The sequence below is a fragment of the Streptomyces sp. NPDC107654 genome, assembly GCF_055639035.1.
Map to the genome: position 1 here is coordinate 179,764 of NZ_JBVKBI010000013.1, position 15,856 is coordinate 195,619.

16 protein-coding genes and 4 pseudogenes are annotated in these 15,856 nt (G+C 68.3%); 10 read left to right on the forward strand and 10 right to left on the reverse strand.

All coding sequences use genetic code 11. The features are described from left to right. Positions 1–182 precede the first annotated feature (182 nt). A complete protein-coding gene (locus ACZ7N4_RS23575) occupies positions 183–500 on the reverse strand; it encodes a hypothetical protein (protein WP_471360883.1) in 318 nt (105 codons plus the stop codon). On the opposite strand from ACZ7N4_RS23575, the gene ACZ7N4_RS23580 reads away from it, so the two are divergent. Together ACZ7N4_RS23580 and ACZ7N4_RS23585 are read left to right on the forward strand one after the other, a co-directional pair. Then, positions 499–1,422: a mycothiol acetyltransferase gene (locus tag ACZ7N4_RS23580; RefSeq protein WP_471360886.1), complete on the forward strand. Its 924-nt coding sequence runs from the start codon at positions 499–501 to the stop codon at positions 1,420–1,422. The genes ACZ7N4_RS23575 and ACZ7N4_RS23580 overlap by 2 nt on opposite strands. 643 nt (positions 1,423–2,065) lie before the next feature. Then, positions 2,066–2,814: pseudogene (locus tag ACZ7N4_RS23585) on the forward strand (transposase). Between the two features lie 620 nt (positions 2,815–3,434). Here the strand turns inward: ACZ7N4_RS23585 and ACZ7N4_RS23590 are convergent. Both ACZ7N4_RS23590 and ACZ7N4_RS23595 read right to left on the reverse strand, forming a co-directional pair. Next, positions 3,435–3,921 (reverse strand): annotated as a pseudogene (locus tag ACZ7N4_RS23590) (transposase); the annotation flags it as partial. Between the two features lie 931 nt (positions 3,922–4,852). Further along, positions 4,853–5,092 (reverse strand): annotated as a pseudogene (locus tag ACZ7N4_RS23595) (response regulator transcription factor); the annotation flags it as partial. Positions 5,093–5,294: 202 nt separating this feature from the next. On the opposite strand from ACZ7N4_RS23595, the gene ACZ7N4_RS23600 reads away from it, so the two are divergent. Beyond that, positions 5,295–5,792, forward strand: a complete 498-nt coding sequence (locus ACZ7N4_RS23600) for a hypothetical protein (RefSeq protein WP_471360888.1) — start codon at positions 5,295–5,297, stop codon at positions 5,790–5,792. A gap of 214 nt (positions 5,793–6,006) precedes the next feature. Here the strand turns inward: ACZ7N4_RS23600 and ACZ7N4_RS23605 are convergent, their stop codons facing one another. Together ACZ7N4_RS23605 and ACZ7N4_RS23610 are read right to left on the reverse strand one after the other, a co-directional pair. Beyond that, complete coding sequence (locus ACZ7N4_RS23605; RefSeq protein WP_471360890.1) at positions 6,007–6,144, reverse strand: hypothetical protein; 138 nt, start codon at positions 6,142–6,144, stop codon at positions 6,007–6,009. Positions 6,145–6,362: 218 nt separating this feature from the next. Further along, positions 6,363–6,926, reverse strand: a complete 564-nt coding sequence (locus ACZ7N4_RS23610) for an RHS repeat-associated core domain-containing protein (RefSeq protein WP_471360893.1) — start codon at positions 6,924–6,926, stop codon at positions 6,363–6,365. A gap of 653 nt (positions 6,927–7,579) precedes the next feature. Here ACZ7N4_RS23610 and ACZ7N4_RS23615 point away from each other — a divergent pair. Next, positions 7,580–7,909, forward strand: coding sequence for a hypothetical protein (locus ACZ7N4_RS23615; RefSeq protein ID WP_471360895.1), 330 nt, complete (start codon positions 7,580–7,582; stop codon positions 7,907–7,909). A 139-nt stretch (positions 7,910–8,048) separates the two neighbouring features. Here the strand turns inward: ACZ7N4_RS23615 and ACZ7N4_RS23620 are convergent, their stop codons facing one another. From ACZ7N4_RS23620 to ACZ7N4_RS23630, 3 genes are all read right to left on the reverse strand, one after another. Then, positions 8,049–8,264 (reverse strand): hypothetical protein, encoded by a 216-nt coding sequence (locus ACZ7N4_RS23620; RefSeq protein ID WP_471360897.1) that lies wholly within the window; start codon positions 8,262–8,264, stop codon positions 8,049–8,051. 156 nt (positions 8,265–8,420) lie between these two features. Next, positions 8,421–8,630: a hypothetical protein gene (locus ACZ7N4_RS23625; RefSeq protein WP_471360900.1), complete on the reverse strand. Its 210-nt coding sequence runs from the start codon at positions 8,628–8,630 to the stop codon at positions 8,421–8,423. Between the two features lie 955 nt (positions 8,631–9,585). After that, entirely contained in the window at positions 9,586–10,239 is a 654-nt protein-coding gene (locus ACZ7N4_RS23630) for a hypothetical protein (protein ID WP_471360903.1), read from the reverse strand. 337 nt (positions 10,240–10,576) lie between these two features. Between ACZ7N4_RS23630 and ACZ7N4_RS23635 the strand changes: the two genes are divergently transcribed. From ACZ7N4_RS23635 to ACZ7N4_RS23650, 4 genes are all read left to right on the forward strand, one after another. Further along, complete coding sequence (locus ACZ7N4_RS23635) at positions 10,577–11,002, forward strand: SMI1/KNR4 family protein (protein WP_471360906.1); 426 nt, start codon at positions 10,577–10,579, stop codon at positions 11,000–11,002. Positions 11,003–11,047: 45 nt separating this feature from the next. Further along, positions 11,048–11,815, forward strand: coding sequence for a transposase (locus ACZ7N4_RS23640; protein ID WP_471360908.1), 768 nt, complete (start codon positions 11,048–11,050; stop codon positions 11,813–11,815). A 137-nt stretch (positions 11,816–11,952) separates the two neighbouring features. After that, positions 11,953–12,480 (forward strand): diadenosine tetraphosphate hydrolase, encoded by a 528-nt coding sequence (locus tag ACZ7N4_RS23645; RefSeq protein WP_471360911.1) that lies wholly within the window; start codon positions 11,953–11,955, stop codon positions 12,478–12,480. Between the two features lie 554 nt (positions 12,481–13,034). Next, entirely contained in the window at positions 13,035–13,241 is a 207-nt protein-coding gene (locus tag ACZ7N4_RS23650; protein WP_471360914.1) for a hypothetical protein, read from the forward strand. Between the two features lie 583 nt (positions 13,242–13,824). On the opposite strand, the gene ACZ7N4_RS23655 is transcribed toward ACZ7N4_RS23650, so the two are convergent. Further along, complete coding sequence (locus ACZ7N4_RS23655; RefSeq protein ID WP_471360917.1) at positions 13,825–13,953, reverse strand: hypothetical protein; 129 nt, start codon at positions 13,951–13,953, stop codon at positions 13,825–13,827. Positions 13,954–14,382: 429 nt separating this feature from the next. Beyond that, positions 14,383–14,624 (reverse strand): annotated as a pseudogene (locus tag ACZ7N4_RS23660) (transposase); the annotation flags it as partial. A 147-nt stretch (positions 14,625–14,771) separates the two neighbouring features. On the opposite strand from ACZ7N4_RS23660, the gene ACZ7N4_RS23665 reads away from it, so the two are divergent. After that, entirely contained in the window at positions 14,772–15,008 is a 237-nt protein-coding gene (locus ACZ7N4_RS23665; protein WP_471360919.1) for a hypothetical protein, read from the forward strand. Positions 15,009–15,437: 429 nt separating this feature from the next. Then, positions 15,438–15,686 (forward strand): hypothetical protein, encoded by a 249-nt coding sequence (locus tag ACZ7N4_RS23670; RefSeq protein ID WP_471360922.1) that lies wholly within the window; start codon positions 15,438–15,440, stop codon positions 15,684–15,686. The last annotated feature ends 170 nt before the right edge of the window (positions 15,687–15,856 follow it).

Here is a 15,856-nt window from a genome sequence, read left to right on the forward strand (position 1 = left end):
CGACCCCGAACATGCGCTGCGTCGCAACTGTCTCCGCCTCCGCCTCCCGCGCCGCAACCTCACTGACCTCGAAACCCGCTCGCCCCTCCCAGAACCTCGACCCCGCCCCCGGCCAAGCCCGGGCCCTGCTCACCGAAACGGTCGAAGCACACCGGCTGGCGCCGCTGACCACCCCAGACCCATCAGCCGACGAAGTACTGGACCTCCTGCGCCAAGCCCTGAGCCACACCGAGCCGTCGCCTGAGCAGAACAGCGACGAGGATCCTCTCAGCTCCCTCACCAGGCGGCGCAACAAGCCAGGCGCCCTTCTTGGCCAGACCCGGCCATGGATCGCCGATCTCAAGCGCCAGTTCGCCGAGAACACCGGTGCCGGTTCGGTCTGCGGCCGGTGCTCGCCAGTGTGCCTGCCTGGTGTTCACGCGCACTGTTTCCCCCCGCTTCTCTCTCTCAATACGTACCCTGCATGTTCTGCCGAGATCGTGAGGAAGGAAGCTGAACATGCTGACAGTCCGTACCGCCCGACCCGACGAGTTACCCGCGCTGACGACCTTTTCGGACGACGGTGAACGGAATGCCGCCACCGCCGCCTACCTGAAAAGCCTGCTGGAGAGCGGGTGCACCCGGCCCGAGTGGTGCCTGGTGGCCGAGTGTGACGGCCGGTTGGCGGGCAACGTCGTGCTGTGGACGATCCCCGGGCGGAACGTTCCGATGGACATCGTGCTGCTGGAACCCGGCGACCCGGACACTGGCCGGGCGCTGTTGGCGTACGCCGCCCAGCAGGCCCGCGAACTCGGCGCGAAGATCCAGGGCCACGTGCTGGACACGCCGGCCCAGGCCCCCCAGTTCCAACGGGATCCGCAGTTGCGCGAGACGCTGCTCGTCGGCGCCGGTTTCACCGTCGCCCGCGACGGCCGCCGATACGAATGGACCGTGGGCGACCCGATGCCGGCCCAGGACGAGCGGCTGCACTGGCGCTCCCTGGCCGACCTGGGCGAAGAGCCCTTCGTGGAGCTGCTGTCCGACACGTTCACCGACACCGCGGATTCGATCTTCCAGGCCGAGATCGCCGAGCACGGCCTGCGCAGCGCTGCCGAACGCAACGTGGCCGACATGCTGGAGATGGACCACCGGCCCGCCTGGTTCGAGATCGGCTACGACGCGGCGGACACACCCGTGGCGATCAGCATGCCGGCGCGTACGGCCGGCTCGGCGGTGATCGGCCTGGTCGCCATCGCGAGGGTCGGCCGGGGCCGAGGCTACGCCACCGCCGTGGTCGCCCGGGGGACGCACGTGCTGGTCGAAGCGGGCTTCGGCGAGATCCGCGGGGACTGCGACGCGGGCAACATCGGCATGGCCAAGGCGTTCCAGCGCGCCGGCTACCGCAACTTCGCCAACCGGAGGATGTTCACCCGCCGGCTGTGAGGCCATGCCCGGCGGGCTTGTGCCCAGCACCCGAGTCCGGTGCCGGGCACAAGCCCGCCGGGGATCGGCCTTGCCCTTGTAGCCGGGTCCGCCCACCGCGGCCGCAGGCCGGTAGGAAGAGCGGGCGCGTAAATGCCGTCTCTTTCGTGGTCAGTGCGGTGCTGACGGGGCGGCTGCGGTTGTCCGCCAGGCCGGTAGAGGTGTCCTCCGTATGGACAGACGTGCGTGCCGTCCGGCAGGAGTTCGCCTCACGGCAGTGGCAGTGGCAGTGGCAGTGGCAGTGGGTGGCGGTCGCCCAGTGCACGGCCGTAGTCGCCGTCTTCAGTGCGACCCTCGGAGTTCCGCCAGCACCGACGGCAAGCCGCCGCGGGCCGCCGCCCATTACCAGCGGGCCGGGTTCGCCGGCCTCGCCGTCCGACGCCGCTCCCGCTCCCCGCAGCACCCAGACGCCGCTCCTGCTTCCTGCGGCGCCCCCGCGGCCGGCCGCACCTGTGGCGCACCGTGCGGGGCCGCCGCCGGAGATGAGTGAGCTCTTTCAGAGTGGCCACTGACCGGGTGACCGGTCAGTGGCCCGCAGCGCACGAGACTCCTGTGCCGTTGAGAGAGGTGTTCGGCGTCTCAACTCACCCACGCGAGAGCCTCTTTGGTTCCCTGTCTTGCCGCACTCGACCTGCCTCACGCTCTGGTCGAGTGGGTAAGCATGCTCATCGTCACCAGTGAGGGTGACCGCCGCTGCAAACTCCGACCACATCAGCGTGCTCTCGTCGCCCTGGTCTACCTGCGCCGACACGACCCGCTCGCGCACATCGCCGCCGGCTTCGGCATATCCGTCGGTACCGCCCACACCTACGTCACCGCCGTCGTCGGCCACCTGGCCCGCAGGGCGCCGGGCCTACTGCGGGTCCTGCGGGAAACCGATCCCGATCACGTCCTGCTCGACGGAACGCTCGTCGAGTGCGACCGGGTCGGCGACAGCCGGGCCACTTCTCCCACAAGCACCGTCGCCACGGCGTGAACGTGCAGGTCATCGCCGATCCCGAGGGCAATCTGCTGTGGATCTCACCCGTCCTGCCCGGCCGCACCCACGACCTGACCGCAGCCCGCCCCCACCGCATCATCCGGATCTACGAACGCCATGGCGTACCCGTCCTCGCAGACCGCGCCTAGATCGGAGCCGGCTCCTGGGTGACCACCCCGATCAGACGCCTTCCACACCAGGACCTCAACCCGACCCAGCGGACGATCAATCAGGCCCTGTCAGCGGCACGAGCACCCGTCGAACGAAACGTCGCCCGACTGTAGTCGTGGCGCATCTTCCGCAGAGCTTGCTGCAGCCCCATCCGCATGACCGTCATCGCAGCCGCCGTCCTCGCCCTGGAGAGGCAACGCTGAAAGAGCTCAGTGGCCACGATGGACTCCACCGCGCGCCCGGCGCAGAGAGGGGAGGGGAGACCACGGCGGTGCGGATCGGCTGTTTCGAGCGGCGGCAACGTCGCTCGGCGCAGCGCACTGCTGCACTGCTGCTCCCGGAGTAAATGGGACTCTTAGGCGTCTTGTTGTTCTTCACGGGAGGGATGATTTCCCAGTCGTCGGACAGTGCTTCAAGTGGTAGTTTTCTTCATTCTGCTGGCATTGTGCTCATAGTGGTTTCTGTGCTGGGAAACCTGTCGAGGGCGAGACGCAGATCGGAAGACGTGCAGCGGTACCGCAGCGATGGGTGGGCGCGATGCCGGCACTGCAAAGGAACAGGCGAGGTTTTTGAGAGCGACCATTGGCAGGACTGCCGTTCCTGCTCTGGCCGGGGCTGGCTCCCACCCAACTGATGTCGGGTCGCAAAGTGATCGGGGATTGCAGCCGTCGCGGCGACGGCAAGCAGCACCTCCGTAAGCCACTCCGCCGCATCCGGTCGGCCAAGGCTCCGAACCCGCTCCGCCATGGACTCCCGCCGTTCAACCGAGGCCAGGACCGGGACGACCGTCTCACGCAGGCCTTCGCCGTGAGGTGCCGGACCCCCCATGTAGGCGGGTGTGGGTCGCCCGTCGGCGGGGCCTGGGCTCCCGCTTGAGGCCCTTGTGCCGTCCGCCGCCCTCGACCCACTACCGCCCCGGGTGGTGTTGGAGGTTGAGCGGCCCGAACTCATCCGGGCACAAGATGACTTCGGGCTCGCCTTCCTCCGGCGTGACCTCGCTGTCGGCGATCGCGTAGAGGCTGCTCGACGCGGGCCTTCTTGGCCGCGTAGTCCGGGTCGCGGGAGGCCTTCCAGGTCTTCATGCGTTGAAACGAGATGCCCTCCTCGCGGAGCAGGATCCGCAGGCACTCGTGGCTTATGTCGTCGACCACTCCCTCCGCTATCAGCAAGTCGGCCGGCTTGACCAGGCTCCAGGACCGCCGCGTCGGAACGCCCTCGCGTCGGCGGGGAAGACCAGGCGACGCCGATTGGGACATGGACGCGGCCGCCCGGTACGACTGGAACGTCGGAACACCCCCACGGACGCGGGGGCTCCCCTCCCCGCTGGCAGTACCCCGCACCAGCGAGCCCGGGAAGACGCCGTCACGGGCCTGCCCGGCACCACCACCTGCAGGGACTAGCCTCCCTCGGCGGTCCTCACGCTCCTGGCCGACCGTTTCCCCACGGGGTGCTGGACGTGCAGGAATGAGGTAGTCCGGCCCAGCTCCGAGGAGCCCAGGAATCCGGACGTGCGCCGCCAGCGGATCGCCGACATCACCGCCCAAGGTGCCCCGCAGGCGCTGGTCATCTTCCAGCAGCGTGCCCTGGGCCAAGCACGGGAGGCCGTCGGTCAAACCGGTCGAGTCGCTCGCGAGGTCAGTACTCGAGGTACGGCCAACCAGTCGACCTGGCCGCCCTCTGGTGGGGTACGCGGCGAGCACTTCCGAGGCGTCGGCCGTCCACATCACCTGATGGCACCTCACCCGCCGACGGATGGCGACGGGCACCACCGTGCTCAGCCCAGTACAGGACGCCGCCGGCGGCCATGACGAAGCCGATTCCCGCGCCCACCAGAGCGCCGAAGACACCTCCCGAGGCGAAGCCCAGCACAGCTGCGGTCAGCAAACCCACCAGCGAGAAACGGATGAAGTACCTGCGAATCCTCTCGTCCACAAAATCACCGCCTTTCACAGGGCCCTCTGCCCTGCCCTACAGCGACTAACCGGCGACTCATCACATAGGGTGAAAAGGTTTCCCTGACGGTACGGGAAACGGCCGACCAGGAACCAGGCAGTTCCGCTTCGGGAAGCGGGCCGAGAGAGCCCCGTGAGCAGCCGATGCGCCGGCACCTGCCGGTTGACCGTGACCGCCACAGCGCAATCGTTCCATCCACCTGGCGTGACACCTCACCCACTATCACGCACCAACTTGTACGTGCTGCTCAGCACCGTTGTCGACTGGGTACGAGGGCGTGATCGCGCACTATGCGGTCGCAACGCCCAGGAAGCGCAACACCGCCAGGACGCGGCGGTGGTCGGCGTCGGCCTTGGGCAGGTCGAGCTTCGTGAAGATGCTGTTGATGTGCTTGGCGACCGCGCTGTCGCTCACCACCAGCTCGGCGGCGACGCCGGAGTTGGACCGGCCGCTCGCCATCAGCTCCAGCACCTCCCGCTCGCGTGGTGTCAGCCGGTCGAGCGGATCGCTGTGTCGGCGCACCAAGCGCGGTCCGATGTCCTGCCCTGCGGAACGGCGGGCCCGGCACCAGCCGCAGCCACGTGGTGAGTTGCATGCGTCAGACGGTAAAGCCGCAGGCCATCCCCGTGCCATGACGTTCTCGCCCGGTTCGGGGGTGCACTTTTCTCCACCCCAGGTCGGAAACCTGCGTGACCGACGGCGCCCTGGTGTGCGGCGGAGGGTGGAGCACATGAAGGGGAGAGTCGGCGGGGAGCGGGGAAAGATGATGCGTCAACTGGGTACGTGCGACGAGGACGTGGTCGGCGCCAAGGCCATTCCGCTCCTCGAAAAGGCGCAGGAGCCGCGCCCGGCGCGGGGCATGCGGCGGGCCGGGCGGCTGCTGGTCGCCTGCGGGCTCGCCCTCCTGCCGTGGCTGTTCGTGCTGGCCACCGACCTGCCGGCCACCGCGACCGCGGCGCACTGGCCGGTCGCCTGGGTCGGGCTCGACGCGCTGGAGGCGCTCGGCCTGATCGCCACCGGCCTCCTCGCCGCCCGTGGCGACCGGCGGCACGCCCTGTCAGCCGCCGCGACCGCGACGCTGCTTGTGGTGGACGCCTGGTTCGACACCGCGACCGCGGCCCCGGGCGGCGACTTCGCCACCGCGGTCGCCATGGCGCTCGGCGCCGAGCTGCCGCTCGCCGCACTGTGCGGCCGGCTGGCGCTGCGGGCGCTGAGCCGGCACGAATGACACCGAACGCCCTGCCACATGCCACGGACCGGATCAATCCACCGGAGAACACCATGCACCGGATCACCACCGCCCCCGTCGATGCAGCGGCGCTGCCAGGGATGACGGCCGACGAAGAGGTGACAGTGTGGAGCTCAGGACTCTGCCGCGCCGTCGCGGGCGATGGGGGTCTGGCGCTGTCGGTACGGGAGGGCAACCGGTGAATCGGCCCCGTTCAGCGGCCACGGCGTCGCGTCAGTTGCACGACGACGAAGATCGCCGCCGCGATGAACACGGCTGCAAAGAGTGTCACTCCCCAACCGGGCAGTCTCATTGGATGGGAATTGACTGCTGCCAGTGTGATCTCGTTCACCGCGTGCATTCCCCCTTCGCGCTGCACCCTGAATCACTGTGATGTTCGGTTCCCGCTCCCATACTCACGTCCCCTGTGTTGGAGACCGATGCCGTTGCGCTCCCCGCTCCGCATTCCCGGTTCATTGATCCGCCGCGTGCCGCGTCGGAACCGCTGGTTTCCAGGCCGCCGCTCACGTTCGGAGAGCCGACGCCCAAGCCGAGTTACGGGTGGTAGCGTCAGGCCGCCGCTGAGACATACGACGTAGCAGCCCTCGCGTGGTGCCTTCCAGGACTTCCGGTGGGGTAATTGCGGTTGACGGGATCGCCTGCGGCGTAGAGGTAGGGGTTTTGTTCCCCGCCGGAGAGATCCGGTTGGGCGAAGCGGCCTATGGTGGCGTCGTAGTAGCGGGCCTTGAGGTGGTAAGGGCCGGCGGGGTCCTCGTAGTTGCCGGTGAAGCGGTAGGGCTGGGCGACCGGTTCTGTGGACTGGGCGAGGATGCGGAGGCCTCGGGGGCTGTAGGAGTAGGCGTCGGCCTTGGTGTCGTCGGCGTCCGCCACGCCGGTCACCGAGCCGACACCGACGACGGCGCACGCGTGTGGTGGGAGTTCGCCGCCGGCGTCGGCCAGCCCGCCCCAGCCTATTGCCTCTACCACGTCGCCCAGGGCGAGCAGATCACCGCCCAGTGGTGGCACCAGCAGACCGACGACCTCGAGCCCCCACCCGAGCCCACCGCCTGCCAGGAACACCACGAGCTCGGACCGGCACCCCGCCGCCCACACCGTCACCAGCACCTCCACCACGACCCTCCTCAGGGTCCTGCGGCACCTGGTCAAGCGCACCGTCCGCGCTACCCGGACGGCCGCCGTCACCGAACTCATGGCCTACGCCTCCACCGCCGTCACCGCCGGCTGGTTGCACGAACCCGACTCCGAGATCCCCTGCCGGGCCCGGACTTCGCCGCCCGGAGCACGGCACTCTTCGAAGCAGCCGCCAACGGGCCGGACGTCTCCGGCACCCTCCCCGCACGCTCCATCGCCCGGGAACCAACCCTCGACCCGGACCAGCCCACCCCCACCGTGGCCGCCGCACGCCGGCACGCCCACGAGCCCGCACAACGGTGAAAACCCACGCCGACAGGGCACCACCGACTGACGCCGGCATCACTTCCGCTGCCAAGCCCAGAAGGTGGTGCCGGCGTCGCTCCCGCCGACGCTGGTCGCTGCCTTCCTGAGGAGTCGTGCTCGCGGTGTGGGTGAACGCCCTGCTCGAGTTCCGGCGTGACGGGCCTCGGCACCAGGCTGGAGCCGACGACCGGGGTCGGCGTCGTAACCGATGCCGGTGCCTATTGGGCCATAAGGGTGATCCCCTCGGTAAAGCGAGCCCTACGAACTGGGCTCTGTGATCTTCTTGCGCCGATCCCCGGCCGGGGTACCGTGCGAAACGGAGGACTCTCATGACTTTCAAGAAGTGGGTCAAGAAGACCTGCTCGGTAGCCGCACCGATGGCGGCCTCCGCCATGCTGGTCGTCGGCCTGTCCACCAGCGCCCAAGCCGCCACCGGCACCCTGAGCTGGCAGGGCCCTCAGGGGAGTCAGTGGACGTGGACCGACCCGCCGAGCGGTACGTGCCGCACCTTCAACAACACGGTCGCCTACCAGCCCTTCAACGACACAAGGGAATGGCTCTCCGTGTACACCGACTTCGGATGCTCCGGCTCCAGTACGCTGCTCGGCCCCGGTACTCGCGCCTCAGGCTGGACCAAGTACTACAGCTTCAAGTACTAGGCCGTTCGTTCGAGTCTGTGGCGCAAGAGGCCCCGGGGCGACCCGGGGCCTCGTCCATAGCGGGCGGCTACCTTCCTGCCCCGCGGACCAGCGCTTTCGCGGGCCCGTGCAGGGACGCCCCAAGCCTGGCCGGTTCATGTCAGACGAGGGAGGCATGACCGAACAGAGTTCCTTCGACGCACCGGCTCCCCTGTGGGGCAAGGTGTGCCTGGTCACCGGCGGAGCGCAAGGCACAGGCCTGGCCACCGCTCACGCTCTCGCACGGCACGGCGTGCACGTCCACGCCGTCGACCACCGCGAGGAGGACCGCGTACGACGCCATGGTCTGCTCAGTGAAGACCGCGCTGCCGCTCATGCAGGGAAGGCGGCGGCGGGCATATCGTCAACACGGGCTCCGCTGCCGGCGTGTTCTTCGTCAAAAGCCCCTCCGCCGCCTGCGCGGCGGCCAAAACAGCCGCCAACGCCTATCCGGCCCCGGCCTCGTCGGTGACGGCAACGACCTGCACCTGGTTTACCGAAGCCTGAGGTAGATGTGGTCGTCGTGGCCCCGGATGGCGCAGTACAGGGTGGTGCCCAGCGCGGCGAGGGCGGGAGAGCCCTTCGCGCTGCCGGGCAGTACGACGGGGCTGAGCCAGACCTCGACGAGGGTGCGCCAGGTGATGCACACCTTGCCGTCGGGGCGGGTGTAGACCAGGTGCAGCTTGCCGTTCAAGGGGGCCATGGCCGGTGCGTGGAGAGACTCGTGGCCCGGCCTGTCGACGCTGGCGGCCCACGAGTAGTGGTGGTCGCCGAGTGGGCCGTAGCTGGAGACCCTGAGCCGCGCCAGCTGTTCCCGCCGTCGAAGGCCGCGAACCACAGACGGCCGCCGAAAGAGGCGATGCCAATACCGCTGCCGGTGCGCCTGCCTTGCTCGCTGTGACGTGTCCAGTTCTCTCCCCGGGTGGAGGTGAGGATGCTGACCGGCCTGCCGGGGGTGGTGTAGGCCAGGTACGGGTTGCCGTTGTAGGAGGCGAGTGAAGGAGCGCGGTCAGTGTCACTCCCGGCGACCGCGCGGAATCCAGTCCACTGGCTGTCTCACGCCGGTTGACGTACACCTTGTTGTCGAGTCCGCGAATCGCGCTGTACAGGTTGCCCTCGTGGATGGCCATTGCCGGAGCGCCGTGGGTCTTCGCGCCGCCCCAGGGCTGTGCCACAGCACCCCACTGGGACCCGGTACGGATCACGTGCGCCACGCTGTTGTTGCTGGGCTGGGTGTAGCGGCCCCGGATGTCGAGGGTGAAGGCCCCTTCCGCGCCGCCGCCGTGGGCGTGCTGGAAAGCCCAGGTAGTGTCCGGGTTGGAGGCGGTGGGGTTGGCCAAGCGCTCCATCACGGCGCGGTCGAAGGCGATCGTGCGGTGGTGGAGCAGGTCGTCTGCCATCCATCCGACGATCTCGCCGATGAGCTGGCCGATGCTGCCGACGATGGCGATGAACTGGTGCAGCGTCTCCCACGCCCCGCCGGCCGGGAGGGCGCTCATGATCTCGGCGGTGTCCTCCAGCGCGGTAGCGATCTCCTGGATGGTGCGCCCAGCGCTGGGTCGACGCCCGAGTCCTCTTCCCACAGTTCGATGTGGCAGAGCAGGACCTTGTGGACCGAACCGCGGAACGGGATGGTGTTCGGGTCCATGTTGTGGGTCTCACCGGCGTCCACATCCCCGTACGTGCGGGTGATCGACGCCCGCTTGTCCCCTGTGCGTCGGCGCCTGCGGAGAGCGCCCAGTAGATCTCGTTCGAACCGCTGAGTTCGTGGGACTCCCGGATGCACTGAACCTCGGGTGCGTCATGTCGACTTCGAGCGCGGGCTTGTCCTCCACGTCCGCCTGGTGCTCCGAGGCGGTGACGACGGTCGCCCCGTACCCGTAGGCGGCCATGCCTTGACGGAACTCCTCGGAGTCCCAGGACGGCGCCTCGCCGCCCCCGCCGGGCTGCGCGGAGGCGTCCAGGTCGATGATGTTGCAGTTCGGCTGGGCCATCATTTCCTCGCCCAGCGCGTGCAGGTCCGCGGTCAGGTCCTGCACGGAGTGGCCCACGTCGAGCGGGCGTGAGGCGAGGCTGTCCGGAAAGAGCGCAGCGCGCGCGGGCGCCTCCTCCCGGTAGACCCGGCCGAAGTCGCGTACCTCCTCCTCCGTCAGTAGGTGCCGGAGGAGTCCGACCAGCTGCGACTCCAGATCCGTGAGCTCCAGGCCCGTCTCGAAGCGGGCAGCACCGTGGAGCATCACCCCGTACAGCACACGCGCGCTCCGCGTGGATTCCACCCGGGCGTCGAAGGCCTGGGAGGTTCCGCTCTGCAATTGGGCACGAAGCCGCTTCAGACGTTCATCGCGGGATACCGCGAACTCAGACGGCATAGCTGCTCCCATCGGCGAGAGAATGCGCCAGATCGAGGCCGCATCCTCTCAAGGCGACTTCGCACAATAGATCATTTGCAGACAGTCACCATGCCTCGTCCCGCTTGCCTAAGGGTTGTCCCGCATTGCCGGGCTGGGGGGCGGTGGGTGGTCGGCTCGGTCCGGGCCCTACTGTTCGTTGGGCGATCAGTCACGCTTGTCGAAACGCGGACCCCGGCCGGCGCCGACGGGGCTCTAGGCCGGCTCGATCCCGGCCAGGCTCATGGAGGTCGAATCAACTGTGTGGACCGAAGTCGTTGCGGCCCTGCCCGGCATGGCCGTCTTCCAGTCCCCTGCATCGGAGTCGTCGCTGATCCGCTGCGCCACGGTCCTCGGCCATCCACTGCCTACGGACCTCGCCGATCTCCTCCGCGAGAGCAACGGCGTCGAGGGCGAGTACGGAGACGGGCTCATCTGGTCGGCCGAGCGCATCGCCTCCGAGAACCAGCGTCTTCGCGAGGACGCTGAGCTTGCCACCCTGTACATGCCGTTCGATCCGCTGCTCTTCTTCGCGGATGCAGGAAACGGTGACCTCTTTGCGCTCCTCCCCAGGATCGACCGGCCCGACGTCTTCGTCTGGAACCACGAGGACGACAGCCGGACGTGGGTGGCGCCGAGCCTGGCCAAGTACCTCGAATGGTGGCTGACGGGGCAGATCAAGCTGTAACACCGTGGTTCACAGCCCAGCGTGCCACGATGAAATGATCTTGGCATGGCTGGTGTGATCACGGCGTCGGAACCGTCCTGGATAGCCCCATTCACCGGGCTGCGCCCCCGCGACTTCCGCAAGCTGATCACAATGCTGCGACGGGAAGGAGCCGACCGAACCCGTCCAGGGCGCCCCTGGTCGCTGCCGTTGGAGGATCGAGTGCTCCTGGTCGCGGCGTACTGGCGAACCAACCTGACGTTGCGGCAGCTGGCGCCCTTGTTCGGCATCTCAAAGTCCAGCGCCGACCGCATCATCGACCACACCGCGCCACAGCTCGCCTTCAAACAGCGGCGGCGCTTGCGGAGGGACGCCGTGTTCATCGTCGACGGCACCCTCGTGCCGACCCGCGATCACACCATCGCCGAGCAGTCCAGGAACTACCGCTACTCAACGAACCACCAGGTCGTCATCGACGCCGACACCCGCTTGGTCATCGCGGTCGGACGGCCGGTGCCCGGCAACCGCAACGACTGCAAGGCGTGGGCCGAATCCGGGGCCAAGCAAGCCGTAGGAAGGACCACGACAATCGCCGACGGCGGCTACCAGGGCACCGGACTCGTAATCCCGCACCGCCGCCCGGCCGGCGGCGAACTGTGCGAGTGGAAGCAGGACCACAACCGTTCTCACAAACAAGTCCGGGCTCGGGTCCAACACGTCTTCGCCCGGATGAAGACCTGGAAGATCCTGCGCGACTGCCGACTCAAGGGCGATGGCGTCCACCACGCCATGCTTGGCATCGCCCGCCTCCACAACCTGCTCCAAGCGGGATAGCCGGACCACCGCCCCAACAATCGGCATGCCCTGGCACACCTACAAGATTGATTGCGGGACAACCCTTAGTCTCTGAACTGTGTGAGGAGGGTGGGGCTTGAAGAGCGGTCCTTGATCACCAAAATGTAGGTCCGGCCATGAGTGATGACTGGCGGATGGACCGGATCGGGACTGCGATGAGAGGGGAGAACTCGACCGTGCTGCGACGGCTGACGTCGGGGTTCGCGGTGATCGGGGATGTTCAGTTCCTGCCGGGTTACTCGGTTCTGGTCGTGGACGAGCCGGATGTTCAGCGGCTGTGGGACCTGCCGAGGGGGAGGCGGCTGTCGTTCCTTTCTGATATGGACCAGCTCGGTGAGGCGGTCGTGCGTGCCCGTCGGCGGCTGGACCCGGCTTTCCGCCGGGTCAACCTGGAGATCCTGGGGAACACGGACACGTTCTTGCATGTGCATGTTTGGCCGCGGTTCGAGTGGGAGCCGGCCGATGTGGTGGGCAAGCCGGTGTGGCTCTATCCGCGTGAACGGTGGAGTGACGAGCGGTTCAGGCTTGGTCCGCAGCATGACGTGCTACGGGATGCGATCAGCGGCGAACTGGACCAACTACGTTTGGTGGCAGGAGGGTTGCGGGCCGCCGACCGTCAGGTCGGCGGGCCCAGGGATCGGTGACGGTCAGCCGAACCTCACTGGAGGCGCCTGAGCGGGACGATGCCGGTGACACAGTTGGCACTCGTGGGGCGGGCGGCTTCCTGGACGGCGAGCAGGGCGACGATCGTGACGGGCTGGTCGCAGTGCGGGCAGTTCCGGACGGCCGTCGGCGCCAGAGAGTCGATGGTCCCGGGGGCCGTCGCTGCGGGGCAGGCGGAGGGGTTTGGGGATGTTCGCCGTGGCGTCGTGCTCGTTCTTCGTCGCGGGTCCGGTTGCGTTGTCTTTCCGACTCATGACGGCATTCGGGCGAGCGGTAGATCTGCGGGGCTGGCGGAGAGGATGCCGTCGCAGACTGGGCAGGTGTGTGCGGTCAGGCCAGCGGGAGCGCGTCGAAGGTTGGCGGCGCTCTTGCAGCGGGGAGAGCAGTAGATCTGTCTCGGAGGCGGCAAGAACTCGTCTGTGCAAACCGGAAAGTTGAGCGTTCTGGGGGTGAGTTGGTCGTCGTTGTGGGTGGGGAAGCTGATCCGCGACCTGACCACCCTCCGATTTGGGGCAGTGGCCAGTTCAGCTGGCGCATGATCCCCAAAGGACAGAATCCGGACGGTGGCAAGGCCCTCGGCAACTTCTACCTCTACAACCGGACCCTGGGGGAAGGACAGGTTCCTCGTCTGGATCAAGAACTAGTCACCGCCGACCATCCGGGACGCAGCATGAACGAGCAGGCCACGCACGGGCGACAGCTCGTGCCCGTGCACTATCACCAGTTCAGGATCAGCGATTAGGACGGCCCCGCCGGCCCCGATCTGCCCCGTGAGCGCAACGGCCTGGTTGAGGTGCTTGTAGGAGGACCACGATGTACCGTGCCGGAGACTGGATCACCGTCACCGACGGACCATCAAGGGACGGACCTTGGAAATCAGGTCCGCCCGCATGTTCGCCACGGACCCGGCTACTGGGCAAACGGCGGCGGCCTGCTGCCGCCGGGCCGGGTCGTCCTCACCTGGGGACGCTCGGGCGGCAACCCGTGCGGCGCCGACTGCACGAAGCACCAGCACGACCTCGTCGGAACGTGCGACCACTGCCGCGGAGTGTGCCTGTGCCACCTCCGGCAGGATGACGCCGCCTTGTAGAGAGGAGAACTGCGATGCCCCGCTACGAGGTGCACGGCACTGCCAAGGCCTACCAGTCGCCGGTGACTGGGAGCCGATCCTTGAGACCGATGATCCGGTGGAGGTGACGTGGGTGGTGCATGAGTGGGAGGCGACGTTTTGGCGGCGGCTTCTGGAGGACGGTCAGGTCGTGCTGCCGCGAGTGCAGGCGGGGCGCTCCCGTTGTACTCCCGGGTGGCCCCTGGGCCCTTCCTCGTTACAGGTCGAGCCAGGTGATGATGACGTGGGCGAGTACAGCCTGCGCCACCTTGACGGCGACCTGGGTGGCCGCGTGGCGTACACGCGCCCACTGGGTGTTGCTCTTGTTGTTCGAGTTGGTGTCCAACGACGTTCCTCTCTCAACTGGCCGGCCCCGGCGGACCCGGGCCGGCGAAGCTTGAGAAAGGGCCTTGGCGGTGAGCCTAGCGTCTGAGCGGCCGTCACCGGTAGCCGGTCGGCCGTATCAGCTCCGGACACGCCGTGAGGAGAGCGGAGGGAACGCGGGCACGGATCGGCCGGAGCGTGATCTGAGCAGAACCGGGGAGGCACCCCAGGCTCCGTCCCGATTCCCCGTGTACTTTCAGACTACGAAGCCTGCAGAGAACGCGGCGCCATCTGCCTCACCCCTCACCGGCATGTGGGTGAGCACGTGGGCGCCATCGTCGACCCCGACGGCCGGGAGGTCCGTCGCCTCGACGGCTGGAGGACCGATAGGACTGCCGAGGTCGCAGAGCTTCTGGGGGATGGGCTGGAGCAGGACAGGATCAGGTCAGTCGCCCTCCTGCTGCCACTTGGCGAAGTATCCGTAGACCGTGTTCCAGTGCGGGAAGTCGTGAGGAAGGTAGCGCCACTGCACCCCGGTGCGGCCCACATACGAGATGGCGTCCATGATGTCGCGCAGATCATGCTCGGGCGGCCGAAGTCCAGGGCCCTGCCGCAGCGCTTGTAGCGCCAGGCCGAGAGCAGGGTCTTTCGCTGGCTGATCTGGGCCCTACCGTCTGGGAAATCCCAGGTCAGGCCAGGTCAGGAGGAGGGAGGGGGCGTCGGCAGCTGAGCCGGGGTGTTTTCCAGATCGACCGAAAGCCGTGTCCTGACTCCCATGGGTTGCCCGGGCAAGGCATGTCCGAAGTGACACTGAATTCGAACACGCGATCTAATGCAAGTATGGACGTGACTGACTTCCCCGACGACCTGGTGCAGACGCAAGCCGCCTGGAACGCCACCTACCAAGCACTCGCCGCACCCCACCCCCGCGACACCACCGCTCTGCGCCGCCGCCTGCTGCGCCTGTCCGTACGGCTGTGGTGGCACCCCTACTGGGAGACCGTCCCTTCGGCACCGGTGGCGCGCTTCGAGCTGCGCCAGCTGGCCCGCGCCCGGCGAGCCGTCCAGGCCGCGTGAGCGCCCGTCGACCGGGGAGCCCTTCCCCAGGGCCCGTGCCGTGCCCGCGGCCGCAGCAAGGCTCCTTCGTCGGTCGGGCATGCGCAGCGCTGCCGCTTGGTTCCGGAGCGACACGACGCGGCGGTGGTCCGGCGGGGCGTCCTCGTGGTCGGCGGACGTGCACTGGGGTCTGAGGACGGCGACGGCCGTGCGGATGGCGTCGCGGCTGACGCCGTGCTCGCAGGCCAGAGTGGCGATCTGCCGGCCCCTATTTCTTGGCTACTCGCGCCGCCGAGCAACTGCGCCTCGGGAACCTTCACCGGGGTCGGCCCGTCCTGGCGGGGCGGCCTTAACAGACTCCGGTGACGGGCCCTAGAAGATCCGCCGCTGCAAATAGACCGTGACGGTGGCGCTGCCGCCGTGCCTGCCCTGCACTGAGGTGGGGGCGCCGTGAGCGCGGAGGTGAGGGTCGAGCCGGGGCGGATCGTCCGCTTCCTGCGGCTACGCGGCGGCCGCGTGGAGCGCAAGCTCCGGGAGCGCACCGCACGAGTGGCACGGATTGCCGCGCAGGAGGCGCCCGGCACGATGAGCCAGTACATCGACTGGGAGATCGTGCAGGGCCCCGCGGGCTGGAGGGCGTCATCCACTCGCGGCACCACGCCACGCTCTGGGTCCTGCACGGCACCAGGCCGCACCTGATCCGGCCGCGTCGGCGGGGCGGAGTGCCGTTCGAGGTGGACGGGCACGTGGTCTTCACCCGGCTTGTGCGCCACCCCGGCACCAGGCCGAGCGACTTCCTGGTGGCGGGCGATACGGCTGGGCCGGTGACGTGGGGCACCCTCCCGCCGGCTCCTCGCCTGCCCGCGTCG